Below are 26,644 nucleotides of genomic sequence, written 5' to 3'. Positions count from 1 at the left end.
AATTAAAAATATATATTATTAATTAATATACAGCTTTAATAATTAGAGTCTAATACAACCTTTAAGGAAATTGCACTATTATAGTTCATAACCAAAATATCATTTGGACTGTCTTTTTATGATAATTAAATACATGTAATTCTATTTTAAGTGTGCTATTTATAACATCATAAGGTTTTAATCTGATTAAAAACGTTATGGTAAATATTTACTAGTGTAAATTAAAGGATAATGTAGATGAGTGTTATAACAAAAATAAACTTAGGTATGCATCAATGCAGGTTTTAGCTCAGATCTAGCTGGGAGATTACAGAATGCCGCAAAGATGAACAATCACTACAAAAAAACTTAATCTCAAGTTAGTGATATGTTATTACCAACATAGTATTGATAAAATTAGATATAACTAGTTCAATAAGTTATTTAGGGTAAATTTGTGAATTTAAATCTGAATGTGAAAAAACTTTTAATATAAAAAGATAGCTTGAGATAAATGAATTTTAGCCATACTAAATAGACGAATCGCATAGTGTATCTATGCACTCTGTCTGTTATAGCTAGACTCTTTCACTCATTCTAGTTATTTATTAAATAATATGATTATTAACTAAAATCACAATGTTGGAATACTGAATGAATAAAACTCTACATATTAACTTGATATCTTTTATTGTAAAAAGTTCAGGTTGGCTGTGTATTATAATTTACTGTTTATTTACTTTTATTTCTGCTGTGTGGGTATCAATGAGTTTTACACAAATTAGTGGAGTGTCGCTAACCTTTTTCACATTATTGGTAGCACAAATTATATTCCTTTTACTTGCCATTATAACAAAACAACAAACATTTAATTTCATTATAAAAAATAAACTTATTGTATTTTGGTTTAATATTCTGACTTTGACAAGTTGGTTATTGATGTTTATGGCATTACAGCGTATCGAAGCATCTGTTGAATCTGCTATTTATCAAGGATGGATTCCCATTATCGTTATGCTATTGAGCTTATGTAAGGGGGGCAATAATTGGTTCAAGATATTAGGGCCATTACTAATTGCCATTTCTATTTTCATGTTGATTTTTGCCAGATTATATTTTAACAGTAATAACCATTATATTAACTCCTCGATTTTATTAGAGGGAATTATTCTAGCCTCTATAGCAGGAAGTACTGGTGGCATTTATGTTTTCCTTTCAGCTAAATTTAGAAAAATTGCTGGTGCAACCACCTTAAATATACTAACAACACGCTTTATTATTTTACTAATAGTAACAAGTTCTTTAGCACATGAGCAACTATTCATTATAGTCACAACTGATTTATACTCCTTATTAAAACTAGTATTTCTTTCAATCATATTTGTTGTCATTCCTATATTTTGTTTACAACATGCGATTCTTAAGTTGGGAGCTGAACGCGTATCTATTTTAACACCGTTAGTACCAGTGGTTGCACTTACTGCTGAATATTTTGTGTCTCCTTGGAATAATTTTTGGGTACCTATTTTAATAGGGTTAGTAAGCTTATCATTAATTATTAGTAACATATTAATGAATGAAAAATCACAAGTAATTAAGTAATGCCTAGATCCTGAAAACACTAATCTAAAATGAGGAATTAACATGACCACATTACAAGAAAACATAAATGACAAAAATTTAATAGAAGAAATCCGAGAGATGATAAATAACTCAGGGATAAATGAAAATGAATTCTATAAAACATTTCAAAAAGAGGCGCTACCTCTTGATACAGCTAAAACTATATTTCAGCAATACTATTATTATATTCGTACTTTTCCACAAATTCTTTCAGGATTAGCTCCTCGAGTAAGCGATGAACTCATTCGATTGAAAATTTGTCGTACAGTAGTTTCTGAACTAGGTGATGGTAAGGGAGATGCTCATTATATCATGTTTGAAAATGTATTAGCTGGAATTGGTATCACTCTAGATGAATATAAAACTGCAAATTACAATCAAGAAACTAAAGAGTTAATTGAAAATTTAAATCGTCTTTTTTTGGTTGAATCACCGAATTATGCATTAGGTGCGCACTATGTTATTGAAGAGTTTGGTTTTCCTATGATAGTTAATCTTTATGAGGGATTTCGCTTATATAAAGGTTGGAAACATGAAGATTATAATTATTTCTATTTGCATATTTTAATTGAATGTAATCACGTTGATTGGATTCAAGAAGCCACGCTGGCCGCTGCAAAAGATGATGCTTCTAAATTTGAAATAATTGAAGGTGCACGACAAATATTAGAATTGCTTAATAATTTTTGGAAAGGTCTCAATAGATTGGCGGTTAGTCATGTTAATTTAATCTCACAAAAAACAGCCTAACCTAATAGAAATTATAACCTTTTTATAATAATAAACATGTGGGATGCTGAACTTTAAATTCATCCGTATGTTATTCATTAATAATGAATAGGTGAGCTAATGATTAAGAACAATGATTCATTGGTAGGTATTTTTGAGCACATGTCTTTAATCGCTAAGAAAAATAATGCTTTAAACCTTTCACAAGGAATTCCTGATAATATTTATGATGATTTATGGAATAAAACTATAAGTGACTTATCTATGAATACGTGGCAATATCAACCTTCAGCAGGATATTCTCCACTCATTCAAAAATTACTTAGCTCCTTTTTTTCAAATGCATTTGACGATGCAATTATTACCTCCGGTTGTACTGAAGCATTATTATGTGCATTATATGCATGGAGTGAAAACGGTTACCGTGACCTCGTGGTGATGGAGCCGTTTTATTCTTATTACCCAGGATTAGCTAAACTAGCTCATCTCAACTTTGTTCCTATCTTAATGCAAAAATATGCGGAACAACTAATTATAGATTGGAGTACATTGAAGCGGGTTATTAATGCAAAAAGTATTGTTTTAATTAATACACCACATAATCCTTCAGGAACAGTTTTTACTGCTGATGATTGGCAGCAATTATGGTTAATTCAAGAAGTAACTGGTTGCGCGATATTAATTGATGATGTTTACCGCCATTTCAATTTTACCAATGAATTAACCCCTTACGCAAGCATGTCTCAACGTAATATATTAATTGCAGGTTCTGTATCAAAAAGTTTTGCAGCTACAGGAGCTAGAGTGGGATGGCTTGTTGGAGAAAAAAGACTATTAAAACGAGCTCTTATAGCTCATCAACATATGTCTAATTGCCAACCCGAATTATTGCAAAAGGCGTCTTTAGCTTTGATTCAAATGGTTCCCTTTTCTAAACTAGATAGCGTATCTCAAACATATCACAAACGAGCAACAAGATTGGGCGAAGCGCTATCTCAAGCAGGATTTAATTTGATTACCGCTAATGGTGGACATTTTATTATGGCATCACATCCTAAACTTGCTTATCAGCCACTTATCGAACAAGCTATTTTTTTTACCTTAAATTTTGGGATTACACCATTACCACTTAATGATTTTTTTCATAATAAAGACACTCATTGGTTGAGATTCTCATTTGCCTTAAGTGACTCAACTATCGATTCGGCATGTCAGCGTTTAATGTTTTCTCATTTGTAAGGATTCGCATATGAGCTCATTTATTGTTATTGGTGGCGGTCCTTCCGCTGCAATAGAAGCATCACGCCTTTGTTCTTTAGGTAAAAATGTCACAATCATCACTGAACAAATTGGTGGTTGTATGGAAATGATGGGAGATAAAAGGCTTCAGTCTTATTGCAATGAATTAACTTTACATGAAACTACATTGTCTCTAGCAGACAGTATGGCTCTCAACGATCTGCCGCCAACTGCAAATGAATATATTCAGTATATTAAGCGCATTTTTGATGGCCTTCCAATTAAAATTATTATAGGAAAAGTGAATTGGTTTACTAAAATAAAAACTAAATTTAGTTGTCATGTGGATTCTCAGTTTGGTAAAAAAATTTATTATTCAGATGGATTGGTTCTAGCAACGGGTCTTAAATCGAAAGCAACTCCAGATATTTTTTCCTTATTACCACATATAAACTGTTTTTCAGCCTATAAATTATTTAACCAAAATGGTTCATTTATTAATAATTATAAACGTGCTGTGATTTTAGGTAGTGGGAATACGGCTTTTCAACTTGCAAATATTGCGGTTTCTCATGGGTTAAATACGACAATTTTGGCACGAGAATATCTAGGTATATTTCCTCAAGAAACCAAAAATAGATTTGCTCTTCGTGCGCCAAGCCAAATTACGATTGAAAAAATTTGGAAAAGTCATGACTTTGAAAATACAGATTACCTGTCATTCTTTATTTACTCTTCATTATATTCTGATGGGAAATATTTAAATGTGAAAATTGAAAAATCGAAAAATCAAATACATATTGCTAATATTTCATACTCCGCTCTTTCTTCTGATATAAATGGCGAAAATACAAAAATTCTTTCCATTCCTTCGGAAGATACTTTGTGTATTTCAGCAATTGGAGTTACATGTACTTTACCTTCTCATAATTTTAGTCAACTACAATTGAATGATCAAGGCTATATCTCAAATGAGTTAGGGCGCACAGCTGTTGCTGGGTTATATGTTGCAGGTACTTTAGCCGGAGCAAAATCGGTTAATACCATGAATAAGGTCGAGTATGAATATGAAAGTCAAAATGCTATTGGATAATTTCATCTATGAAGTCAATGGGTTTGACAAAACAATTGATGATATAAAAAAGTATAATTTAAATTCTCTACTTCATTCTGGAAAGGTGATTATATTACGCAATAAAAAGTTATCTCTAGAAGATTATTATCAGCTAATGTTGTCGATAGGAACTCCTGAACAACATATTTTACAGAATTTCTCCGTCAGTGGATATAAAGATATCATTCGTATATCAAATTATATTACGCCGACAGGTGAAAATGAAGGAATTTTAGATGGCGGAGCATACTGGCATACGGATATGTCGTATAAACCCCAAATTGGTATTGCAACAGCACTGATGTCCTTAAGAGAGCCTGATTATGGTGGTTATACTCAATTTATAGATATGGTTGATGCACTTAGTATTCTTCGTAAGAACTCAGCTCTCCTTACAAAGCTTGAGAATATCTGTGGAACATCTTTAGAGGCGATTCAGGTACATCATACTTTTGGTAATCGAAGAGCTATGTTTGACCCATCACAGCCAACTCAACGATTAACTAATGCTCAACAGATTACTCTTTCTCCAGTAGTACACAATTTAGTTCAAGTTCATCCATATACTGGACAGCAATCTCTTTTTGCTGTTTCTGGTACTGCCATTTGTTTTGACGGAGTATCCCAAGAAGTATCGCTACCACTATTGAATGAGCTGGAAGATTTCATTATTGAAAATTCTCAATTCTATCAACACCGTTATTTTTCTAACGATATCATTATTTGGGATAATTTACTGACGCTTCATCGTGGATATGCCATTAAGCCTAGCCATAATATTAAAAATAGTCGTCTGTTATACCGTATTAACGTCAATTACTCTAATAGAGGGCCTTGTTATGAAAAAAACAGTCATACTCCTTTCTCAATCTTACCTACAATTTGCTTCAGAGGCTGTACTACTTAATTTATCTCAGCAAACCCGTTTGGTTTTAGTTATTACACACAATGAAGAAGTTTATCCTTTTTTGTCCACAAAATTGGCAAAGGTTTATCATGTCAATGGAAATACGACAGAAAGCTTACGGCCTGAATTAAATTTTGACCAAGTCTCTGAAATCGTAAAACAAGAGATTGCTCTAGTTGACTCATCTAAAGATATCGCTATTTATTGTCAGCAAGAAGATAATGTATTAACAGCAGCAAAACTCCGCTTAGCATTTGATATCGATGGTGAACAAACAGATATCGTATTAAAATTTCGTGATAAGTTAATTATGAAACAATGTATTAGTGCAGTTTTACCCAACGCAATACCTAAACATAAAAAGCTGGATATAGAATTATTAAATAACAATCTTCGCGATTATTATCATGAGCTAAAAGAATTTCTTGGTGAAAAAATGATCGTCAAACCAACCACTGGAGCTGGTAGCTTTAATATAAAAATAATCAATTCGGAAGTTGATTTACAGGACGTTAAAGAAATGATAAGCACTGATGAGCATACATTCTCTTATGAGATTGATGAGTTTATTAGTGGAAAAATGTACCAATGTGATTCCTTTATACGAAATGGCAAAGTTGTATTTTGTGGAATATTAGAATTAGGATGCAGCAATTTTGATTTTGTCATGGGAAAACCACTGTCGGTTTATCCTGTTACAAGCATAGAACAATACCAACGACTATTTGAATTTAATCAAACATTGATCACCGAATTAGACCTTAAAAACGGTTCTACTCACCATGAGTTATTTATCAAAGATAACTCTCAAGATATAGTTTTTCTCGAAATTGCTGCTCGAGTCCCTGGTGGAATAGGGGTCCCATTCCATACCAAAAATAGTAATATTAACCTTATTGACGCTACGCTTTTACAAGCAGCTGAGTCTGATGAATTAAATAAAATTAGCCCTAATATGAAAAATAATGTTGTTTCAGCATTATTGCCCGTAGGGCATGGTACTGTTATCGCGCTAAATGAGCCTCAGTTAATGAGTCATTGGCATATAGACTGGCATGTTAAAGTTGGTGATGTTGTTAATTCGCGTTCGCTTATTGATACCGCAGGTATCCTGATGTTCACGAATGATAATAGAGAACAACTACGTAGCGATTTTGAAAAGCTTCAAGATTGGGTTCCTGTGACTTGTATATAAAAAATGAAATAATTGCTAACTATTCCAATGTATAATTTAGAATACATTATATGGTAGGGCACTTCACTTCAAGTTTTTGTAAGTGCGCTACTTGTCGTGCTTTTTATCAATGATAATGACCCCTCGGTATTCGCTATTACTGAACATACAAAATATCTTCCTTAAACCGCTTTGTTCTGACTATGTATAATAATCTATCCAGTTGTCCGGTAATCTCCCCTAAAAGTAGTTGATTTCCAGTAGCACAGTTTTCACCAACGTAGCGGACTCTTTGAACGCTTATTTATTTGAATCGTTGAGCTAAGTTAGAGAATTAGTGTGGTATTGGCAGTAATATTATAACTTGAGCCGAACCCATGAAAGTTTAAATAACCTTCCACCGGAGGCTTATCGTAAACAGTTAGAAAACTCTAGTTTAGGGTGTCTTAATTAATGGGGAGTGGACACCTCACCTCACGCTCAGGGTCGGGGTAGAAACTCAATGGGCTATTGCTAACAAAACCAAAGCGTTCTATTTGCCTGGCCAAATAGGATTGCCTTGCGCATTGGTCACATAGAGTGGGGCTCTGTTAATGTCGCTGTGATATTAACATTCACATTTTATATATTAGATTGGTGAAGCAGAATTGCCTCTGCTTATATATATGATTATTATTTTTTAAGTAAAGGCAAAGGTAAATTAACTCTTGAAATTTTACTTAAGATAAAAAGAATTAGATTATAACTATTACCAATAAAGTTGCTTATTTCTGAGGCGTCACTAACATTTTCAATTTTTTGATAAATAATGTCTTTTGAATTAGATATATCTAAATTATAGTTAGAGTGATCTCTAGATCTCACTTCTAATACTATTTCATCATATTTATCATCTAATATGTATTTTGGTAGAATTAATAAACTAAGCTAAAAAATAGAATCAGAACCAATTATTTTAGCCTCAACTGATACTGAATGTATTCCTTCAAATTCGTATTTATTTTTTACAGAACAAAGTGTACTGAAAATAAAATCATTTAGATTTTTTATCATTTTTTGCTATTTCCACTATAAGTTGTTGTCGGGTTCCTTAGTGAACAGTGATTTTTTGGTCGAAAGATCTGAGCACGGAATCCGCTTTTAGTTCATTACTTTTTTCTTATCCCGAGCTCAGGTTAGCTAAAGTATGATAACTGTAAGTCAGGTAACGTAAGCATATATTATTTTAAAAAAACAGTGGCTACTTTTTTGGGGCCTTCATATATATCAAAGGTGCTATGTTTTTCCATGCGTTCTTTCGGGGCGTTGTCCATTAAGAAATCAACGCCACCTTCACTTATAAATTCATCATTTTCTAATTTTGTGGAATGTATATCAAAAATTACACTCCAAGCATTGTTTTGCCAATTAATATCTTCGGGGAATCTTGATACAGCATAATATCGACCTACGCTTGGTGGCATTGACCGACCCCCATCTTTTTTTTGTACCCATTTTATTTTTACTAAATGCATCTTTGGTTTCCTTTCACTGTGACATTTTTACTCCAAGTTATTTTTACATTAGAATTATTAAGACCATCTAATGTGGCAAATCTAGCTGGATCAATGCTATCTAAATGAGGGGCAAAATGCCATTTTTTAGCAATCTCATCTGGTACATTTATTTGTACAACTTTAAATGTATCACCACCATGCTCCATTTTGCTACCTCAAATAACAGCATTGTCATATGTCGTGGCAAACCATTTTCCTTCTAATGCATTCGGTGATGAAGTCCAAGCGACAGTGTTCATCAAGCTTTCATATTCACTAACATTCATACTTGTCCACTCCCCATTAATTAAGACACTTCAATTTAGAGTTTTCTAACTATTTACGATAGGTCTCCGAAGGGAGGTGATTTAAGCTTTCGTACGTGCGATTTTGGTTATAATCTTGTTGCCATACAAGAAAATAAATAATTATAATCAGCCGGATTGTAATTAATTTAGGGAAATAATTAAGATTTATATGGAATACCAATTCAAATCATACAGTAAGGGCAATAAGAACAAAACAATGTCTGTTTACTGGATTGTTGTTCCTTGTGTCATATGGATAGCGCTCATGTATTGGTCGCTAATATTAGGCTCGAGAATGGTGTTATTTGAATGGTTTCCAAAATGGATTATTTCTATTACATTTACTGTTATTGTAAGTGTAATTAGTGGAGTTTGGAGCATTCTACGTCGCCCACTAAAGCATGCATTTAAAAACTTTCTTCAGTCTGGATTTATGGCCCTTGTATTAATCGTTCCTGTGTTTGATGTGTTGGCCTATTTATTAACAAACAAAACAATTCGCTACCAAACTGAATATGAAATCACATCGCCAGGCCCTAGCATTAGCCGATTTAGCCAATGTAAATATGGTATATGGATCAAAGAAACTTATACAGAGCAGTGGAAATTACTTTGTATTGGTAACCCTAAATCGAAAACTCAGACAAATACAGGAATGGTATGGGTTACAATAGAAACTGGGCCTATTGGCGCATACATTGTTGATTATCAGTTCTCTTCTTTTAACCTTTAATTTTGACTTACATTTATGCTAAATGCAGTTTTGACTAGTAGTGACTAGATGCTTTTAGCGTGTATTTACCTAGCATGGAAGTGAATATTATCAAAGAGAGGGTTTATGTTACAGCAAGATAGCCTTCAACAAGATGTTATTGCATCTGTAAAAAAATCATTAAATGTTGAGCATTTTTACCACAGAATTAGACCTGATATTTCGCCATTCATTAGTGCAACCTCGAAGTTATCACTAAAAAAACTTGATGAGTGGGAACGTCTAATTCGCTGGGAGATCGACTCATCGCTCCAACAAAATAATGCCCAAATTACTAAAGTTAATAGCCAATTAATGGGTTCTCTTAGATGGCTAGATTTATGTAATGCTGATGGCTTCAAGCGTGAGCGAGCACTAAAGGTGCTTACTGGTGGTGCGCCAAACAGTTTTCTACTTGCGTTGGTATTTCGAAAACTGAATGACTGGGTGCCTGAAGTCAGAATTGCTGCACGTGATGTATTACCATTAATCGCAGAACAATCAGACCCAGAGATTATCGTTGATGTCTTATTTATAATGCTTCCCTATTGGAATTCATGGGAAAGAATAGGGGATGAAGAAAAACAAATTCTATTGAATATTATTGCAATGAATAGAGTCGCAGAGTCCCTTAAAAAGCGACTTATCCTATCTGCTTCTGGACCTGTTGCGACTATATTTGCACAGGCTGGTCGTGTTGATGTATTAGACAACTTTCTGACTGAAATTGCTGAGCTATCAATACAGCCTGCCTTGCGAGCTAAAGCATATCGTTGCTTATTAGAAAGCAAATTTGTTTGGGCTGAAGGAAGTAAACTTAAATGGATAGACAAAAGGTATGGTATACGGAAACGTATTCCTGTTTTAAATGAAAGGATAGTAAACACAACAATCTCATTTATTGAGTATTTAAAAATGGCGGCAATTGATCGTTCTCCCATGGTTCGTCGTATTGCTGGAGAAATGCTAATTAAGCAGTTAGAAAATATTGGGGATGATGCGCTTAAGTTAGCAGAATTGCTGGCATCCGATACAACAGTAGCAGTAGCAGAACGAGGTCAGTTTGCATTAAAATATTTAGCTAAGTAGATATAAATATATAACCATGTTTGCTTCACGCTTAAAATGGGTGCCCAAATTTTATTATTGATTGCATGGACGAGAAAAAACTAAAAGGCAGTTTTGAGCCTCAGTTGATTACGAAAAATCAAACTCGCATCACTCAGATGGACAGCCAAGTTTTATCCCTCTATGCAAAAGGAATGACCCCCGTGAAATCGTCGCTACATTCAAGGAAATGTACGATGCTGATGTCTCACCGACTCTGATTTCAAAAGTCACCGATGCTGTTAAAGAGCAAGTGCAAGAGTCGCAAAGTTGGCCACTCGAATCGCTGTATCCCATTGTCTATCTTGATTATATTGTTGTCAAAGAGCGTCACGATAGCGGTGCTATCAATAAGTCTGTTTTTATTGCATGAGCCATCAATACTGAAGGACATAAAGAACTTTTGGGAATGTGGAAGGCTGGAAATGAAGGCGCTAAATTTTGGTTGTCGGTGCTCACTGAGCTTAAAAATCACGGTGTTCAAAACATTTTGATTGCCAGCGTTGACGGTTTAAAAGGCTTTCCTAATGCGATAAATAGCGTTTATTCTCAAACGCAAATCCAGCTGTGCATCATTCATATGGTGCGCTACGTTTCTTGGAAAAACTACAAGGCTGTGACTGCGGGGCTGAAAACCATCTATCGTGCCGCAACAGAGGCTTCAACATTGATAGCATTGGAAAAATTCGCTTTAATATGGGACGAAAAATACCTGCAAATTAGAAAAAGTGGGTATGTGCGTTGGGAAAACGTAAATACATTTTTTGTTTACCCTGATGATATCCGCAAAGCCATTTACACCACGAATGCCATCGAGTCACTAAATAACGTTATTCGTCATGCGATTAAGAAACGTAAGGTATTCCTCAGCGATGATTCAGTGCGTAAAGTCATTTACTTAGCGATTAAATCAGCTTCTAAAAAATGGAGCATGCCAATTCAAAACTGGAAACAGGCAATGAGCCGTTTTATTATTACGTTTGGCTAACGCCTAGACGGTCACCTTTAATGAAAGGCAAATACACAGAATTATTTACAGGATCTTCTACCGTCGACGGATATGAGTGAATTCATTTTTTTATCAACAGTGCTTTGATTTATCGAAAGCACCTGTGATTAATGAGGCATTCGTATATCCCGCGATTGTCACGGATGTACCGTTTAGGGGGATCGACCTACTATTTTCTTAGGTGTGATTCAAGTTTAGCATTATGAAAAAGGTGACTATGATACGAAAATTTTTTTGTGGAAAATAATTTTCACATCATTGTGGTCTGGCGGGGTACAGCAAGTTTGCGGAATGTGCTCACCGATTTTAGCCAGTTAATACACCATAAAAATGTTTATTTACTGAATGCAAAACGTAATACCACTTTTATGGCATTTGAAGATAAATTACAAAAATTTGCTCAAGATGATTTATTAAAGCAGTCACTTGAACGTTTTAAGGAAGATACTTATGAAATTTCTGTGTCATAAAGCCGCTTTCACTGCGTTATTAAGTGTATTCTTTTTGCATGGGTGTGCGCAAAATCAGTCATTTTCGCCCCCAATCAATGGGGAAAGCCTTCATTTTATAGCAACGCTCCCTCAAGAATTAGAGTCATCCCCGATATATGCGGTATATCGTTCTGAGGTTTGCCGTAAAGAGCGCCGAAACTCCAATAGGGAGACGTATACTATCCCCGGGTTTCATCGAGAAAAATATCCATTAGCGACGAATGCCTCGAATCAAGTAGAGGCGAATATTCCGAAATCTGGGGGAGGAAAATGTGATTGGAAACTCAGTAATATTAAATTTGAAGTCAAACTCAAGGACCCATCAAAAATTGATCCGTTAATATCAAAAAACTTTGGTATGGAAGCCACTTTTGTGCTTGATAATAATACGCCAGCCACATTTGATGGTGGCTATGAAAAAAAGTCAGGGGATTTTTATGAGATATTAACCTTATTTCCGTTGATTACAGAAGATTTTATTGGTGGTCATGAGAAGTCATTTTGGTTAATTGCAAAATATGAAACGATGACCTATAAAGTGAAGAGCGCTAAGAATATCAATATTAATTTTGATTACAAATCAGCCATAAAAACTTACAGTATTGGACCAAAAAAGAAAAATAAAGATTCAATGGCTACCTTTATTTATCCTAATGGGGAACAAGAAAAAACCAATTGGCTTTTTCCTGAATACAAAAAACTGATCGAGATATCCGAATCTATGTCCTCTAAATAAAAATAGGATGCTTCTGTTTTATCTTATTCTAAATTTTAAAGTGTTTTATTAAACGCTACGGATGCGTTGTTTAAAATGTGTTTTGCTAGAAAATTATGTATAACCGGTTGCTTTAACGCGGAATTGGCGAATAAAAAAGGAATTAACACTGACTTTTTGGATTAACAGCATAAAACCCAGTTAATGTCATGAATTTTATGCTGTTTTATTATGATTTGATACTTTGTGAAATAATATAAGGCTAAAGCGCAGGCTTACACATTAAACAAGAAGTTCAGCACATCGCCATCTTGAACAATGTAATCTTTACCTTCTGCACGCATTCTACCGGCTTCTTTAGCGCCTTGCTCACCGCGGTATTTAATAAAATCATCAAATGCGATAGTTTGAGCTCGAATAAAGCCTTTCTCAAAGTCAGTATGGATCTTACCGGCGGCTTGTGGGGCTGTTGCACCGACAGGGATCGTCCATGCGCGAACTTCTTTCACGCCAGCAGTAAAATAAGTTTGTAGGTTCAATAACTGATAACCTGCACGGATCACGCGGTTTAAACCAGGCTCTTCAATACCAAGATCTGCCATAAACTCATCACGCTCCTCATCTTCCAATTCAGCGATATCTGATTCGATAGCGGCACAAACAGGAACGACGACAGAACCTTCTGATTCAGCAATTTTATTTACCGTATCTAAATAAGGATTATTTTCAAAGCCATCTTCATTAACATTCGCAATATACATTGTTGGTTTGAGTGTTAAGAAACTTAAATAACGGATCAGTGCTTTTTCTTCTGCGCTAAGATCTAAAGTACGCAGCATGCCTGCGTTTTCAAGATGGGGTAAGCACTTCTCTAATACTTCTAATTCTGCTTTAGCATCTTTATCGCCACCTTTTGCACGCTTTTGTATGCGATGTATTGCGCGTTCACAGGTATCAAGGTCAGCGAGCGCTAATTCGGTATTGATAACCTCAATGTCCTCAGCAGGGTTAACTTGACCTGCCACATGGATGATATTGTCGTTTTCAAAGCAACGCACTACGTGGCCGATAGCTTCCGTTTCACGGATATTAGTCAGGAACTGGTTACCTAAACCTTCTCCTTTTGAGGCGCCTTTGACTAAACCCGCGATATCAACGAATTCCATCGTAGTTGGTAGAATACGTTGTGGCTTTACAATCTCAGCCAATTGGTCAAGACGTGGGTCTGGCATTGGCACAACGCCCGTATTCGGCTCAATTGTACAAAAAGGGAAGTTGGCTGCTTCGATGCCGGCTTTGGTCAACGCATTAAACAGTGTAGATTTACCCACGTTAGGCAGACCAACGATACCGCATTTAAAACCCATATGTTTCTCACCTTAAAAATAGCAAGGGGCAGGCGAGCGCTGCTCCTGAATGTTAGAAAATTGGCGCTGATTATACACAAAAAGTTGTTTTTGATGAAATGAACTCTTTACGTACACTGATTTTACGCTGTTGCTTTAAAACTATGTAGGCGATTTATCGCTTTATCCATCCCATCACTAAGTAAGATATCTGTGCACCTTAAGGACTCATCAATCGCTTCATCGATAAGTTTTTGCTCAGATGCAGGTGGTTTGCCTAAAACAAAACCAACAACTTTGTTTTTATCGCCTGGATGACCAATACCTATGCGTAAACGATAAAAGTTTGGGTTATTACTAAACTTGTTTTGAATATCCTTAAGACCGTTATGCCCACCATTACTACCGCCTAATTTCATTTTTGCAACACCGGGGGGTAAATCTAATTCATCATGCGCGACTAAAATTTCATCAGGGTTAATGCGATAGAAGTTAGCAACAGCCAGAACCGATTTACCACTCAAATTCATAAAGGTGGTTGGAACAAGTAACCGAACATCGTTGCCATTAAGGTTGATACGGGCGGTATAACCGAAAAATTTTGCTTCTTCTTTTAAAGATTGGTTATGGCGTTCGGCAAGTAAGTCAACATACCATGCTCCAGCATTATGACGAGTTTGGGCGTATTCAGCACCTGGGTTGGCGAGGCCAACAATTAGTTTTATTTTGCTCACGGCTAATTATTCACTGTCAGTTAAGTCAAAAAATTATATCTAGTTTACCTTGTGATAGGGGGATGTACAAAATTGAAATAGGGCAATGAGGGGGTTATTTAGTTTCGTATGAAACTATTCGGGAAAAATATTTTTAAAAAAAGCATCTTTTGTACAGAAATTATGGGAAAAGTCTCACCATGTGATAGCCATCGCAAACAATTTTACTTATTACACTATAATAATCATATAACAATATAATTTTTTCGAATATTTCAATTATGCTTTGCTTATCAGTCTACTGAGATAGGAGGTAGATATGAAACGTAAAACAGCAGTTTTGGTTGGTAATATTTTGATGGCGTTAGGGCTAATCGTTATGATAGGAAGTATTGCACTGAACCTATCTTCCCATATATTTAGTCTCAATTTACCGGACATGATCACAATGGGCTCCTTGTTTGGCATCTTTGTTGGTGCGATGATCTGGTTAACTGGAGCGAGAATTGGCGGTAGAGAAAAAATTGCTGACCGTTACTGGCTAATAAAACATTATCCACATTCAAATAAAGATAACCATCGTTATCCATAATATTTGTTTTTAATTTATGTGGTACTAACAATATTAGTTGATCTTATTTAGCAACGAAGGGTGATTTCATATTTTAGATAATCACTCTTTTGTTTTTTTATTCACCTCTAACTCTCTCTTCTTTCGTGCGTATTTTATCACCATGGCAATATGAAAAATTAAGCCAACGAGGTTGCCTATAGGCTATGGTGAGTAAAAATGAATGGATAAATAAAGCCCCTACGGTTGATATTCAACCGTAGGGGCGCTACTTAAATTATGACATTTCTTTGATTTTCAAAGCAATATAGAAAAACGAGGTATTGCTACCTCGTTAATTAATTCTTAGTGCTCGAACATCGCAGAAATTGACTCTTCATTGCTAATACGGCGAATTGCTTCGGCCAGCATGCCTGAAAGTGTCAGCGTGCGAACTTTGTTCAATGCTTTAATTTCAGGTGAAAGAGGGATTGTGTCACAAACAATGACTTCATCAATGACTGAATTTTTGATGTTGTCTACGGCATTACCTGAGAAAATCGGGTGAGTTGCGTATGCAAATACGCGTTTTGCACCACGCTCTTTCAGAGCTTCAGCCGCTTTACACAGCGTGCCACCAGTATCTATCATATCGTCGACTAAAATGCAGTCACGACCAGAAACATCACCAATGATGTGCATCACTTGGGAAACGTTCGCACGAGGACGACGTTTATCGATGATTGCCATATCAGTGTCATTTAACAGTTTCGCAATTGCTCTAGCACGGACGACGCCGCCGATGTCTGGAGATACAACGATTGGGTTTTCCAAATCTTTCTGCAACATATCTTCCAGAAGAATAGGGCTACCGAATACGTTATCAACAGGAACATCAAAGAAGCCCTGGATCTGCTCAGCGTGTAGGTCAACGGTGAGAACACGGTCAACACCTACACTGGACAGAAAATCGGCAACAACTTTAGCGGTGATTGGTACACGGGCAGAACGTACGCGACGATCCTGTCTAGCATAACCGAAGTAAGGGATAACAGCGGTAATACGACCAGCAGATGCACGGCGCAGCGCATCGACCATAACAACCAGTTCCATCAGGTTATCATTGGTTGGTGCACAGGTTGACTGGATGATAAAGATATCACCACCGCGAACATTTTCATTAATTTGAACACTGACTTCGCCGTCGCTAAAACGACCAACAGCCGCGTCTCCAAGATTAGTGTAAAGGCGGTTAGCAACACGTTGTGCTAGTTCCGGTGTAGCGTTACCAGCAAAAAGCTTCATATCGGGCACGAGAAAAACCTCAGGCTTGCGTCCAGAGAGATATTGTTGACCAATAACCGATGCTAAATCGTTATTATTGGTGCAATACACGGGTTATCCCAGCGCGGAATTTGTGCAACGGCGATTCGTTCACCCCTTGAGCGACGAAACCATGCACCCACGATGGGGCTTTATTTAACACCTTAAGGGCATCAGCTTGTGTTTCAAATTCAGAAAAAACACAAGCACCTGTCCCTGTAAGGCGAGACGGGGCATATTCTAACAGCCAAGAAACGAGCTGTTCAACCTCACGAAAACGTTTTCTTGCAATTGGTTCGCAATCATTTGCGTACGGAGCCAGTAATAATGCGGCTAGTGAGCGTTTTGGAGAATTTCGATTTAATTGCGGATCTGTGAAGATCATCGGAGTTGAGATTTCAATTCCTGGATGTGCAACCAGATACCATTTCTCTTTAGGCGAGGCTGGAGTCAAAATTTCACCTATTCCTTCCGCAAAAGCGGCATGGCCTCGCACAAAAACGGGAACGTCTGCTCCAAGGCTTTTACCTAGCTCCGCTAACACGTCATCACTCACTGCTGTTCCCCAGTGAGTATTTAATGCAATAAGTGTGGTGGCCGCATTGGAAGAGCCTCCACCGATACCGCCGCCCATTGGCAATATTTTATTGATTTTGATATCTGCCCCGAGAGGTTCTGAATAGCCTAAAGTATCACGGCAGTAGTGTTGTAATAATTTTGCGGCTTTGACGATTAAGTTTTGTTCTGGTTCTACTCCCTCCATTGGCGTGAGTAGATTGATGTGATCGTCTGCCCGCGTGGTGATGGTAATGTCGTCACCGTAATCAAGAAATTGAAACAGTGTTTGTAATTCGTGATAGCCGTCTGCTCGACGGCCTGTGATATAGAGAAAAAGGTTCAATTTAGCAGGGGAAGGCCATGTTAACGTCATTTTTGTAAAGTCCAGCTATCCATTTTTAGCTTAATTAGGCGCGAACCCTGACGTAATTCAAGGTTGCTTGGTAACATTGGAGTGGTATTCATATTGTAAGAAAGATAGTTAAGCTGCCACTTTTCACCATTGGTTTGCTGTAATGTTACAGATTTTAGGAGGTGGTTTTTATCCAGCGTAAATTGTGTTGCGCGCCCAGGTGAGCCAGTTAACCAAGCGGTCAGGTCCTCAAGCGGGATCTCCATGCCAGTAAGTTGATAAATCAGCTCGGAAGGAACATCACTCATATGCGTTTGCCCATCTTTTGTGGTTAAACGCGCTAAATCAGGTTCAACGGTGAGCTCTAACTCGCGGCTGCCGAGTGGGTTTGTCAACAATAAACGATATTTTTCAGGTGTATACTGCTGCCAGAAGAATTTAGCATAGGTTTTACTACCATCAAATTCATAGGCAAAAGAACCGCGAGTTTGATAATTGCGAAGTGCGTTGACTTCTTGTAAATGGGTTTTCCATTGTGGATCAGACGCGGAACCTGTACCAGACGTTGTTGTTTGTTGAGTGGTCACACAAGCCGTCAGCAATAAGCAAGAAAGCGGCAATAAACGCCAAAAACGCTTTGCGGTGGAAGGAGCGAAACAAGACCAAGTAGTGAACAGTTGCATAGCGACTCTCAAAAATCATCGAGTAAAAAGTAAATAGGTTTTATCAAAGCTGATACCCACTGAAGTGTAACGTGTTATTGCAATTTAGAAAAATGACTCACTGGATAATATGGTGCGACAGTGGGCAAAATATTGCGTTAAAACAGCTAAATGATCAATCGGATTGAAGAAGTTTTGCCTATTTATACAATTGGTCAATGAGTATCGATAGTTTGATTCATCAGTTGACAGATGACAATCGCAGCATATCTCATTGATATTGATAATTTCTTAATAAGTATAATAAAAAAGGGTACATCTCCGATATAAAGCGGTGTAGAATAGCAATACTAATAGTGTTGAATTCGGCTAAATCGTCAGCAGTTTTCTATGGAAAAAGTTTGGTAGTGATCATCTTTATGGTTTTCATTATTAGCGGGGCATAGAAAGCGGGGCGGAGATCATCTACAATAGTCGATAAACAAATAACAGTAGTGTGGTTATACTACTGGATAAATAATTAGCAATGTGAGCAATGTAGTTAAGCACAATGACCCTATTAGCCCTAGGCATTAATCATAAAACGGCGCCAGTAGCCCTTCGTGAACGGGTGGCTTTTGGACCAGAAAAAATCGACCATGCTCTTGAGGAGTTGCTTAAGCAACCTCAGGTGAGCGGTGGCGTTGTGCTGTCGACCTGTAATAGAACTGAGTTGTATTTGAGCCTTGAATCACAAGAACAAGCTCAAGAACAGCTTATCCAGTGGTTATGCAAGTTTCACAATATTACAGATAAAGATTTAAAACCGAGTCTGTACTGGCATGAAGGTGACCGAGCAGTCAGTCACCTTATGCGGGTTGCAAGTGGGTTGGATTCTTTAGTTTTAGGTGAACCGCAAATCCTTGGGCAGGTTAAAAAAGCGTTCGCCCTTTCTCAAGACAACCATTCTTTGTCGAGCGAATTAGAGCGTTTATTTCAAAAATCATTTTCTGTCGCTAAACGCATTCGTACCGAAACAGAGATCGGAGCGAATGCGGTTTCCGTTGCATTCGCCGCTTGTACATTAGCAAGGCAAATTTTTGAGTCACTCAAACATTTGAATATTTTGTTAGTGGGAGCAGGGGAAACAATTGAATTGGTGGCACGCCATTTACGCGAGCATGGTGTGCAGAAGATGATGATCGCTAACCGTTCTCGTGAAAGAGCGGAGTTATTAGCTAATGAGGTTAATGCGGAAGTGATCACGCTGTCTGATATTGATACACGTTTGGCTCAAGCCGATATTGTGATCAGTTCAACAGCAAGTCCGTTACCGATTATAGGCAAAGGCATGGTAGAGCGTGCGATGAAAGTGCGTCGCAGCAAACCCATGTTGTTAATTGATATTGCGGTTCCTCGTGATATCGAGCCTGATATTGAAAAACTCAGAGATGTTTACCTGTATACGGTGGATGATCTTGAGTCGATAATTCAGCAAAACCTTGCTCAGCGCAAAGCCGCAGCGGTTGAAGCAGAATTTATCGTGGAACAAGAAAGCAGCCATTTCATGGATTGGTTGCGCTCGCAAGCCGCAGTGTCTACAATTCGCGATTACAGAGCGCAGGCTGAGGCAATCCGCGCGGGGATGACAGAAAAAGCACTCGCGGCAATTAGTCAGGGTGCAGACCCTGAACAAGTTATTACACAACTTACCCAACAATTGACCAACCGCCTGATCCATGCACCAACAAAATCTTTACAGCAAGCCGCTGGAGATGGTGACTTGGAACGCCTGAATCTACTTAGGGACAGCTTAGGGCTGAACCATCAATAACCACATTTTAATCATGGGTCTGATATAACGAATGAAGCCTTCTATTGTCGCAAAACTGGAAGCATTACAGGAACGCTATGAAGAAATTCAAGCACACCTCGCCGATGCAGGTGTGATTGCTGATCAGGGACGCTTTCGTGCCTTATCAAAAGAGTATGCTCAACTGACAGATGTCGCCAAATGCTTTACGGCATGGCGGACTGTTCAGGAAGATATCGAAACAGCAGAGATGATGTTAGATGATCCTGAAATGAAAGAGATGGCTCAAGAAGAGCTAAAAGAAGCGAAAGCGCGCAATGAAGAGCTTGAACAGCAATTACAACTGTTGTTGCTGCCAAAAGATCCTGATGATGAATACAACTGTTTCCTTGAAATTCGTGCAGGGGCTGGTGGAGACGAAGCGGCTATTTTTGCGGGTGATCTATTCCGTATGTATAGCCGTTATGCCGAGGCTAACCGTTGGCGTGTTGAGTTAATGAGCACTAGTGATGGTGAGCATGGTGGCTTCAAAGAAGTGATTGCAAAAATTTCCGGTGAAAGCGTTTATGGTCGCTTGAAATTCGAATCTGGTGGTCATCGTGTACAACGTGTGCCAGAAACGGAATCACAAGGACGTATTCATACATCGGCTTGTACCGTCGCTATCCTTCCTGAATTACCGGAAGCGGAATTACCTGAAATCAACCCAGCAGATTTACGTATTGATACATTCCGCTCTTCGGGAGCGGGTGGACAGCACGTTAACACAACTGACTCCGCAATCCGTATTACCCATATTCCAACGGGTATTGTGGTTGAATGTCAGGATGAACGTTCACAGCATAAGAACAAAGCAAAAGCGATGTCTGTATTAGGTGCTCGTATCCGTCAAGCAGAAATGGATAAGCGTCAAGCCGCTGAAGCCTCGGAACGACGTAACTTATTAGGTTCTGGTGACCGTTCTGACCGTATTCGTACCTATAACTTCCCTCAAGGTAGGGTGACCGATCACCGTATCAATTTGACGTTGTATCGTTTAGATGAAGTGATGGAAGGGAAGCTGGATGCGTTAATTCAGCCGATTATCAACGAATATCAAGCAGATCAACTGTCTGCATTGTCTGAGCAAGATTAATGCAATACGGCGAGTGGGTTGACCAAGCAGTCGCAAGGCTGCCGATGAGTGATAGTGCTAAACGAGATGCGGAAATCCTGCTTCAACACATTACAGGGCGGAGTCGTACCTTTATTTTTGCATTTGCAGAAACAGAGTTAACACAGCCTGAGTATGAAGCACTTGAATCACTATTATGTCGTCGTGAGCAAGGTGAACCCATCGCCTATATTATTGGTGAGCGTGAATTTTGGTCATTGCCTTTATTTGTCTCGCCAGCCACTTTGATTCCCCGTCCTGATACTGAATGTCTAGTTGAACAGGCCCTAGCACGGCTTCCGGCTCAGCGCTGCCAAATACTTGATCTTGGCACAGGGACAGGCGCTATTGCTTTGGCGATCGCCTCTGAACGTCCAGACAGCGTGATTATCGGTGTTGATTTTAATCTGGATGCTGTTTCTTTAGCACAGCGTAATCAGCAACGTCTGGCGCTTAACAATGTACAGTTTCTACAAAGTGATTGGTTTACCTCACTGTCTTGCCAACATTTTGATATGATTGTGAGTAATCCACCTTATATTGATGGAAATGATGACCATTTGCAGCAAGGCGATGTTAGATTCGAACCTTTAACCGCTTTAGTGGCAGATAATCACGGACTGTCAGATTTAGACCATATTGTGTCTACATCGAGATCATACCTTAACCCACAAGGTTGGTTACTTGTTGAGCATGGATGGCAACAAGGTGCCGCAGTTCGTGAGTTATTCAAACAGTATGGATATAGCAATATTGAAACCTGTCTAGATTATGGTGGCCGAGATAGAATTTCGCTTGGGCAGTGGAATAAATCAGTGGAAATGTGATGAAAACCATAGCAAATATTGAATTTAACAAAATACCTTTGAGTGAAGGTATTATGATAGTTTCCCAAAGTATTCGTATCGATTTTCCTCTTATGCAAGTACAGGCTCGATTGGATAGCTTGGTTGAAGCAGCCAAAGCGGTTATTGATTTACAAGCGGATAATGAAAGTAAAATTAATCAACTAATAACGCTTTTTTATCATCAATGGCAATTTGGTGGTGCTGACGGCATCTATGCATTATCCGACATGCTTTGGCTAGATAAAGTCTTAGCAACGAAGCGTGGAACACCGGTCTCTTTAGGTTCCATTTTCCTTTATATTGCTGAGAAATTAGAGATTGATATCGAACCTGCCGTGTTTCCAACTCAGCTGTTATTACTGGCTCAGAAAGAGGATGGTTCACAATGGTTTATTAACCCAGTCAATGGGGAAACCTTGACATGGCATACGCTCAATTTGTGGCTTAAAGGAACCGTGGATCCCTACTCTGAGTTGGGTGAGGATCAACTTGATGTTGCGGAAAACAGTGTGATCATTCGTAAGTTATTTGACACGCTGAAAGCCTCTTTAATGGAAGAGAAAAAAATGGAGTTAGCGTTAAAGGTCTGTGAGACGCTATTAACGTTAGATCCTGAAGACCCTTATGAAATTCGCGACCGTGGATTAATTCTTGCACATTTAGATTGTAACCATGTGGCGTTGAATGATTTAAACTATTTTATTGAACACTGCCCAGAAGATCCTATTTCTGAAATGATTAAAATTCAGATATATTCATTAGATAATCATCCAGTAGTGTTACATTAATTTATGCACAGACAGCAAACTGTCTCGATATGAAAGGTAAGAGCATGCAACAGAAAATGGTCAGCATTGGTGATATCAAAGTCGCAAACAATCTCCCTTTTGTTCTTTTTGGTGGAATGAATGTCCTTGAATCTCGTGATATGGCAATGCAGGTGTGTGAGCACTATGTCACAGTGACGCAAAAGCTAGGCATTCCTTACGTATTTAAAGCGTCTTTTGATAAAGCTAACCGTTCATCAATTCATTCATATCGTGGCCCAGGCCTTGATGAAGGGATGAAAATCTTTCAAGAGTTGAAAGAAACCTTTGGCGTGAAAATCATTACTGATGTGCATGAGCCATCTCAAGCTCAACCTGTTGCTGAAGTGGTGGATGTTATCCAATTACCTGCATTTTTAGCTCGTCAGACTGATCTGGTTGCAGCAATGGCGAAAACTGATGCCGTGATCAATATTAAAAAACCACAGTTTATTAGCCCGGGCCAAATTGGCAATATCGTAGAAAAGTTCATTGAAGGTGGTAATGATAAAGTCATCTTATGTGATCGTGGCGCTAATTTTGGTTATGATAACCTAGTTGTTGATATGCTTGGTTTTAATGTCATGATGCAAGCTTCAAATGGTTGTCCAGTTATTTTTGATGTTACCCATTCGCTGCAATGTCGTGACCCATTTGGCGCTGCTTCTGGTGGTCGTCGTGCTCAAGTGGCTGAATTGGCCAGAGCAGGCATGGCAGTTGGGTTAGCAGGGCTATTCCTTGAAGCGCATCCAGATCCTGACAGTGCTCGTTGTGATGGCCCGTCAGCACTACCACTTGCTAAATTAGAGCCTTTCTTACAGCAAATCAAAGCGATTGATGAGTTAGTAAAAAGCTTCCCTGAGTTAGATACGAGTCGTTAATCTCGGTTTGCAATGCAACTGAACCAAGTTGTCTCCATGTTCGGCGCTGATCTTCAGCGCCGTTATGGCGAGAAAATTCACAAAATAACATTACATGGTGGTTTTAGCTGTCCGAACCGCGATGGTACTCTTGGGCGAGGTGGTTGCACCTTTTGTAATGTCTCCTCTTTCTCTGATGAAACGCAATCGACTCAATCGATTAGTGAGCAAATTCGTCATCAAAAAGCCAAAATCACGCGAGCCAGCCGCTATCTAGCCTATTTCCAAGCCTATACTAGCACTTATGCTGAAGTGTGTTTACTACAGCAGTTGTATGAGGAAGCTCTTAAGCAGGCGAATATTATTGGATTATGTGTTGGCACGCGTCCGGATTGTGTGCCACAAGACGTGCTCTCTTTATTAAGTGGCTATCGAGAGCATGGGTATGAAATATGGTTGGAATTGGGCTTACAAAGCGCACATGATAAAACACTTCATCGCATTAACCGAGGGCATGGTTTTGCCGAATATCAAAAAACCGTAACGAAAGCAAGGCAACTCGGACTTAAGGTTTGCACGCATCTTATTTGTGGCTTACCGGGTGAAAGCACTTTAATGAATATGCAGACATTAGAAAAAGTGCTGGAGTGTGGTACGGATGGGATCAAATTACACCCTTTGCATATTGTTGAGGGGAGTATTATGGCGAAAAGTTGGCGAGCAGGGCGATTAGCGCCGATGACCTTAACTGACTATACCCAAGTGGCTGGAGAACTGATCCGCTATACACCTACCGATGTGGTTTATCACCGTATTTGTGCCAGTGCGCGCCGACCAACATTATTAGCCCCAGAGTGGTGTGAAAACCGCTGGTTAGGCATGAATAGTCTATACCAATATCTACTCACACATGGTGGACAAGGCTCCGCACTTTAATGGTTATTAATAAGCCGAGTATGGTTTCTTATATTGTTAATACTAACCATTGAAAATAGAGATCTGTTGGTGGTAGAGGAGAGATGGTTAGGCATGTGACAGGGTAGCAGTCACAAACAACGTAACTCAGCATACCCCGTCAGAGATTATTTAGCGTTTGTTCCTAGATTAGCATTATAAATTAGCCACTCCCGCGCTTTTTGGTTGTGGCTCATTTATGGTTATTTGGAATCAAGTTCCTCGAGAGCTTTATCAATCGAATTATGGAAACTTAACACTCCCTCAATAGGCGTTACACCAGCGCGCGCCAAGGTTTTAAGCGGCTGGAATGGAATGTCACAAATAACGATATGCGTGTCTTTTTTGACTATGTCGATAAATTTCTGGAATGCTTCTAACCCGCCAGCATCAAGTACAGGCACCGCATCCCACTGCATGATGATGGTTTTATAACCTTCACTTTTGACCCTTAATTCATCAAAGATACGCTCTGCTGCGGCAAAAAACAGTGGGCCGTTGATACGAACCACTAAACGGCTTTTGGCTTCATCGGTTTCTGCTAATTCACTGATCCGAGTCATATTAGCAATACGGCGCATAAACAGCAGTGAGGCGAGAACAATCCCTACAGTGATGGCAATGACCATATCGAAAAGCACAGTAAGAGACATACACAAAAGCAAAACAATGATGTCATCTTTAGGCGCGCGGCGGATCAGGTCTATCACTTTACGTGCGGCGCTCATATTCCATGCAACCATCAACAGCAATGATGACATCGCCGCTAAGGGCAGATAGGAAAGCATTGGGGCGAGGACCAATAACGTCAGCAAGACTAACAATGAGTGGATCACTGAGGAAATCGGCGAGGTTGCACCTGCACGAACGTTAGCTGCCGAACGTGCAATGGCGGCGGTAGCTGTAATACCACCAAAGAATGGCGCTGCGATATTACCAAAGCCTTGCCCGATAAGTTCACTGTTAGAGTGGTGTTTCTTGCCTGTCATATTATCAAGAACAACCGCACATAGCAGCGACTCGATCGCGCCAAGGACAGCCATTGAGAAAGCCGCGGGCATCAATGCGGTGATCATCGACCAGCTAATAGGGGGGCTGCCGGGAAGCTGCCATGGTAAAATAAACTGAGGCAAGATAGGGGGGATACCGTTACCTTCTGAGCCATCGGGCAATAAATAGCTAAATTGTGAGCCGATGGTAGCAACATTTTTATCAAACAGAGAGAGCACCCACATGACCAGTGTACCTGCAACGAGAGCAGGTAAGTGACCCGGTAACTTTAGTCCTAGCTTAGGCCATAAAATTAAAACGAAGAGTGTCACTAAACCAATCAAAGTATCGCTGAATTGGAGTGTCGGCAAAGCGTTGACTAAGGCGATAACTTTATCGACATAGTTTTCAGGAACATATGCCATTTGTAAGCCAAAAAAATCTTTAATTTGCATGGTCGCAATGGTAATTGCGATACCAGAAGTAAAGCCTAGCGTGACAGAGACAGGAATGTATTCAATAAACTTACCAAAACGAGCGAACCCCATTGCAAGCAAAATAATACCAGACATTAAGGTTGCAACGAGTAGCCCACTTAACCCGAATTGCTGTGAGACGGGATAGAGAATGACGACGAAAGCGGCCGTTGGCCCTGAAACACTGTAACGTGAGCCGCCAGTGATTGCGATAACAATACCCGCGATAGCAGCAGTATAAAGGCCATATTGTGGTGGAACTCCACTTGCTATTGCCAGTGCCATTGCTAATGGAATGGCGATAATCCCAACGGTAACCCCGGCAATTAAATCTTTAATAAAGCGAGCAAATGTATATTTCTCTTTCCAACACGAATCTATTAATGCGCTAAATAGGCGCAAGCTATTAATTTTTTTTGTACTCATTGTACCCCACCAAAATAACAGGGTTAAATAACGGAAAACAGAACCAAAGGATACGCGGAACTTACACAAAAAAATCTGCTATGTGTCAATGAACTCGCAATTATCATAACGTTTACGGGTACAAAAGTAAAAAAACCTGCGAATATTCTGTATG

At 38.6% G+C, this 26,644-nt stretch carries 25 protein-coding genes and 2 pseudogenes; 19 read left to right on the top strand and 8 right to left on the bottom strand.

Features of this window, described 5'->3' with window-relative positions; translation table 11 throughout:
- The first annotated feature begins 633 nt into the window (after positions 1-633).
- The 7 genes and pseudogenes from I3B46_RS11955 to I3B46_RS22680 form a co-directional block, all read left to right on the top strand.
- Positions 634-1,581 carry an EamA family transporter gene (locus I3B46_RS11955; protein ID WP_104873428.1) on the top strand — a complete coding sequence of 316 codons (948 nt, stop codon included), beginning with the start codon at positions 634-636 and terminating at the stop codon, positions 1,579-1,581.
- 42 nt (positions 1,582-1,623) lie between these two features.
- Positions 1,624-2,352: an iron-containing redox enzyme family protein gene (locus I3B46_RS11950; protein WP_196992985.1), complete on the top strand. Its 729-nt coding sequence runs from the start codon at positions 1,624-1,626 to the stop codon at positions 2,350-2,352.
- A gap of 99 nt (positions 2,353-2,451) precedes the next feature.
- Positions 2,452-3,570 carry a pyridoxal phosphate-dependent aminotransferase gene (locus I3B46_RS11945; RefSeq protein WP_104873429.1) on the top strand — a complete coding sequence of 373 codons (1,119 nt, stop codon included), beginning with the start codon at positions 2,452-2,454 and terminating at the stop codon, positions 3,568-3,570.
- Positions 3,571-3,580: 10 nt separating this feature from the next.
- Positions 3,581-4,663, top strand: coding sequence for a hypothetical protein (locus I3B46_RS11940; protein ID WP_163762048.1), 1,083 nt, complete (start codon positions 3,581-3,583; stop codon positions 4,661-4,663).
- Complete coding sequence (locus I3B46_RS11935; protein WP_040133085.1) at positions 4,632-5,591, top strand: TauD/TfdA dioxygenase family protein; 960 nt, start codon at positions 4,632-4,634, stop codon at positions 5,589-5,591. The genes I3B46_RS11940 and I3B46_RS11935 overlap by 32 nt, the downstream gene beginning before the upstream one ends.
- A complete protein-coding gene (locus I3B46_RS11930) occupies positions 5,524-6,786 on the top strand; it encodes an ATP-grasp domain-containing protein (protein WP_196992984.1) in 1,263 nt (420 codons plus the stop codon). The genes I3B46_RS11935 and I3B46_RS11930 overlap by 68 nt, the downstream gene beginning before the upstream one ends.
- A gap of 271 nt (positions 6,787-7,057) precedes the next feature.
- Positions 7,058-7,219, top strand: a pseudogene (locus I3B46_RS22680) (integrase core domain-containing protein); the annotation flags it as partial.
- A 766-nt stretch (positions 7,220-7,985) separates the two neighbouring features.
- Here I3B46_RS22680 and I3B46_RS11925 read toward each other — a convergent pair.
- Positions 7,986-8,279, bottom strand: coding sequence for a hypothetical protein (locus I3B46_RS11925; RefSeq protein ID WP_061064094.1), 294 nt, complete (start codon positions 8,277-8,279; stop codon positions 7,986-7,988).
- Positions 8,270-8,467 (bottom strand): hypothetical protein, encoded by a 198-nt coding sequence (locus tag I3B46_RS22430; RefSeq protein WP_061064093.1) that lies wholly within the window; start codon positions 8,465-8,467, stop codon positions 8,270-8,272. Before I3B46_RS22430 ends, I3B46_RS11925 begins: the two co-directional genes overlap by 10 nt.
- A gap of 358 nt (positions 8,468-8,825) precedes the next feature.
- On the opposite strand from I3B46_RS22430, the gene I3B46_RS11915 reads away from it, so the two are divergent.
- The 5 genes and pseudogenes from I3B46_RS11915 to I3B46_RS11895 all read left to right on the top strand — a co-directional run bounded on the left by I3B46_RS11915 (position 8,826) and on the right by I3B46_RS11895 (position 12,702).
- Complete coding sequence (locus I3B46_RS11915; protein ID WP_231405849.1) at positions 8,826-9,341, top strand: hypothetical protein; 516 nt, start codon at positions 8,826-8,828, stop codon at positions 9,339-9,341.
- 105 nt (positions 9,342-9,446) lie between these two features.
- Positions 9,447-10,448 carry a hypothetical protein gene (locus tag I3B46_RS11910; RefSeq protein ID WP_061064091.1) on the top strand — a complete coding sequence of 334 codons (1,002 nt, stop codon included), beginning with the start codon at positions 9,447-9,449 and terminating at the stop codon, positions 10,446-10,448.
- An 86-nt stretch (positions 10,449-10,534) separates the two neighbouring features.
- Positions 10,535-11,454 (top strand): annotated as a pseudogene (locus I3B46_RS11905) (IS256 family transposase); the annotation flags it as partial.
- A gap of 257 nt (positions 11,455-11,711) precedes the next feature.
- Positions 11,712-11,945: a hypothetical protein gene (locus tag I3B46_RS11900; RefSeq protein ID WP_061064090.1), complete on the top strand. Its 234-nt coding sequence runs from the start codon at positions 11,712-11,714 to the stop codon at positions 11,943-11,945.
- Positions 11,926-12,702 carry a hypothetical protein gene (locus I3B46_RS11895; protein ID WP_104873433.1) on the top strand — a complete coding sequence of 259 codons (777 nt, stop codon included), beginning with the start codon at positions 11,926-11,928 and terminating at the stop codon, positions 12,700-12,702. Before I3B46_RS11900 ends, I3B46_RS11895 begins: the two co-directional genes overlap by 20 nt.
- A gap of 254 nt (positions 12,703-12,956) precedes the next feature.
- Here the strand turns inward: I3B46_RS11895 and ychF are convergent, their stop codons facing one another.
- Both ychF and pth read right to left on the bottom strand, forming a co-directional pair.
- On the bottom strand, positions 12,957-14,048 hold the full coding sequence (ychF, locus tag I3B46_RS11890; protein ID WP_004919376.1) for a redox-regulated ATPase YchF: 1,092 nt from the start codon (positions 14,046-14,048) through the stop codon (positions 12,957-12,959).
- A gap of 122 nt (positions 14,049-14,170) precedes the next feature.
- Positions 14,171-14,761: an aminoacyl-tRNA hydrolase gene (gene pth / locus I3B46_RS11885; RefSeq protein WP_004919378.1), complete on the bottom strand. Its 591-nt coding sequence runs from the start codon at positions 14,759-14,761 to the stop codon at positions 14,171-14,173.
- A gap of 298 nt (positions 14,762-15,059) precedes the next feature.
- On the opposite strand from pth, the gene ychH reads away from it, so the two are divergent.
- A complete protein-coding gene (gene ychH, locus I3B46_RS11880) occupies positions 15,060-15,332 on the top strand; it encodes a stress-induced protein YchH (protein WP_004919381.1) in 273 nt (90 codons plus the stop codon).
- 324 nt (positions 15,333-15,656) lie between these two features.
- Here ychH and prs read toward each other — a convergent pair whose 3' ends face one another.
- The 3 genes from prs to lolB form a co-directional block, all read right to left on the bottom strand.
- Positions 15,657-16,604 carry a ribose-phosphate diphosphokinase gene (prs, locus tag I3B46_RS11875; protein ID WP_006661866.1) on the bottom strand — a complete coding sequence of 316 codons (948 nt, stop codon included), beginning with the start codon at positions 16,602-16,604 and terminating at the stop codon, positions 15,657-15,659.
- 64 nt (positions 16,605-16,668) lie between these two features.
- Positions 16,669-17,544, bottom strand: coding sequence for a 4-(cytidine 5'-diphospho)-2-C-methyl-D-erythritol kinase (gene ispE / locus I3B46_RS11870; RefSeq protein WP_004919385.1), 876 nt, complete (start codon positions 17,542-17,544; stop codon positions 16,669-16,671).
- Positions 17,541-18,206, bottom strand: coding sequence for a lipoprotein insertase outer membrane protein LolB (gene lolB, locus I3B46_RS11865; protein ID WP_042116548.1), 666 nt, complete (start codon positions 18,204-18,206; stop codon positions 17,541-17,543). The genes ispE and lolB overlap by 4 nt, the downstream gene beginning before the upstream one ends.
- A 529-nt stretch (positions 18,207-18,735) precedes the next feature.
- On the opposite strand from lolB, the gene hemA reads away from it, so the two are divergent.
- From hemA to I3B46_RS11835, 6 genes are read left to right on the top strand one after another with little or no spacing between them, the layout of a single operon-like run.
- Entirely contained in the window at positions 18,736-19,998 is a 1,263-nt protein-coding gene (gene hemA, locus I3B46_RS11860; protein ID WP_004919391.1) for a glutamyl-tRNA reductase, read from the top strand.
- Between the two features lie 31 nt (positions 19,999-20,029).
- Complete coding sequence (gene prfA / locus I3B46_RS11855) at positions 20,030-21,112, top strand: peptide chain release factor 1 (RefSeq protein ID WP_004919392.1); 1,083 nt, start codon at positions 20,030-20,032, stop codon at positions 21,110-21,112.
- Positions 21,112-21,957, top strand: a complete 846-nt coding sequence (prmC, locus tag I3B46_RS11850; protein ID WP_036940091.1) for a peptide chain release factor N(5)-glutamine methyltransferase — start codon at positions 21,112-21,114, stop codon at positions 21,955-21,957. The genes prfA and prmC overlap by 1 nt, the downstream gene beginning before the upstream one ends.
- Positions 21,957-22,766 carry an invasion regulator SirB1 gene (gene sirB1, locus I3B46_RS11845; protein ID WP_004919394.1) on the top strand — a complete coding sequence of 270 codons (810 nt, stop codon included), beginning with the start codon at positions 21,957-21,959 and terminating at the stop codon, positions 22,764-22,766. The genes prmC and sirB1 overlap by 1 nt, the downstream gene beginning before the upstream one ends.
- Before the next feature lie 44 nt (positions 22,767-22,810).
- Complete coding sequence (gene kdsA, locus I3B46_RS11840) at positions 22,811-23,665, top strand: 3-deoxy-8-phosphooctulonate synthase (protein WP_014658273.1); 855 nt, start codon at positions 22,811-22,813, stop codon at positions 23,663-23,665.
- A 12-nt stretch (positions 23,666-23,677) separates the two neighbouring features.
- Entirely contained in the window at positions 23,678-24,580 is a 903-nt protein-coding gene (locus tag I3B46_RS11835) for a TIGR01212 family radical SAM protein (protein WP_040133088.1), read from the top strand.
- 221 nt (positions 24,581-24,801) lie between these two features.
- On the opposite strand, the gene dauA is transcribed toward I3B46_RS11835, so the two are convergent.
- Positions 24,802-26,490, bottom strand: a complete 1,689-nt coding sequence (dauA, locus tag I3B46_RS11830) for a C4-dicarboxylic acid transporter DauA (RefSeq protein WP_004919397.1) — start codon at positions 26,488-26,490, stop codon at positions 24,802-24,804.
- Positions 26,491-26,644 lie beyond the last annotated feature (154 nt).

Source organism: Providencia sp. 2.29, from assembly GCF_015832305.1.
GTDB classification, from domain to species: Bacteria; Pseudomonadota; Gammaproteobacteria; order Enterobacterales; family Enterobacteriaceae; genus Providencia; species Providencia stuartii.
The sequence above is the reverse complement of the archived record's forward strand: the minus strand, read 5'-3'. Positions and strand labels throughout refer to the sequence as shown.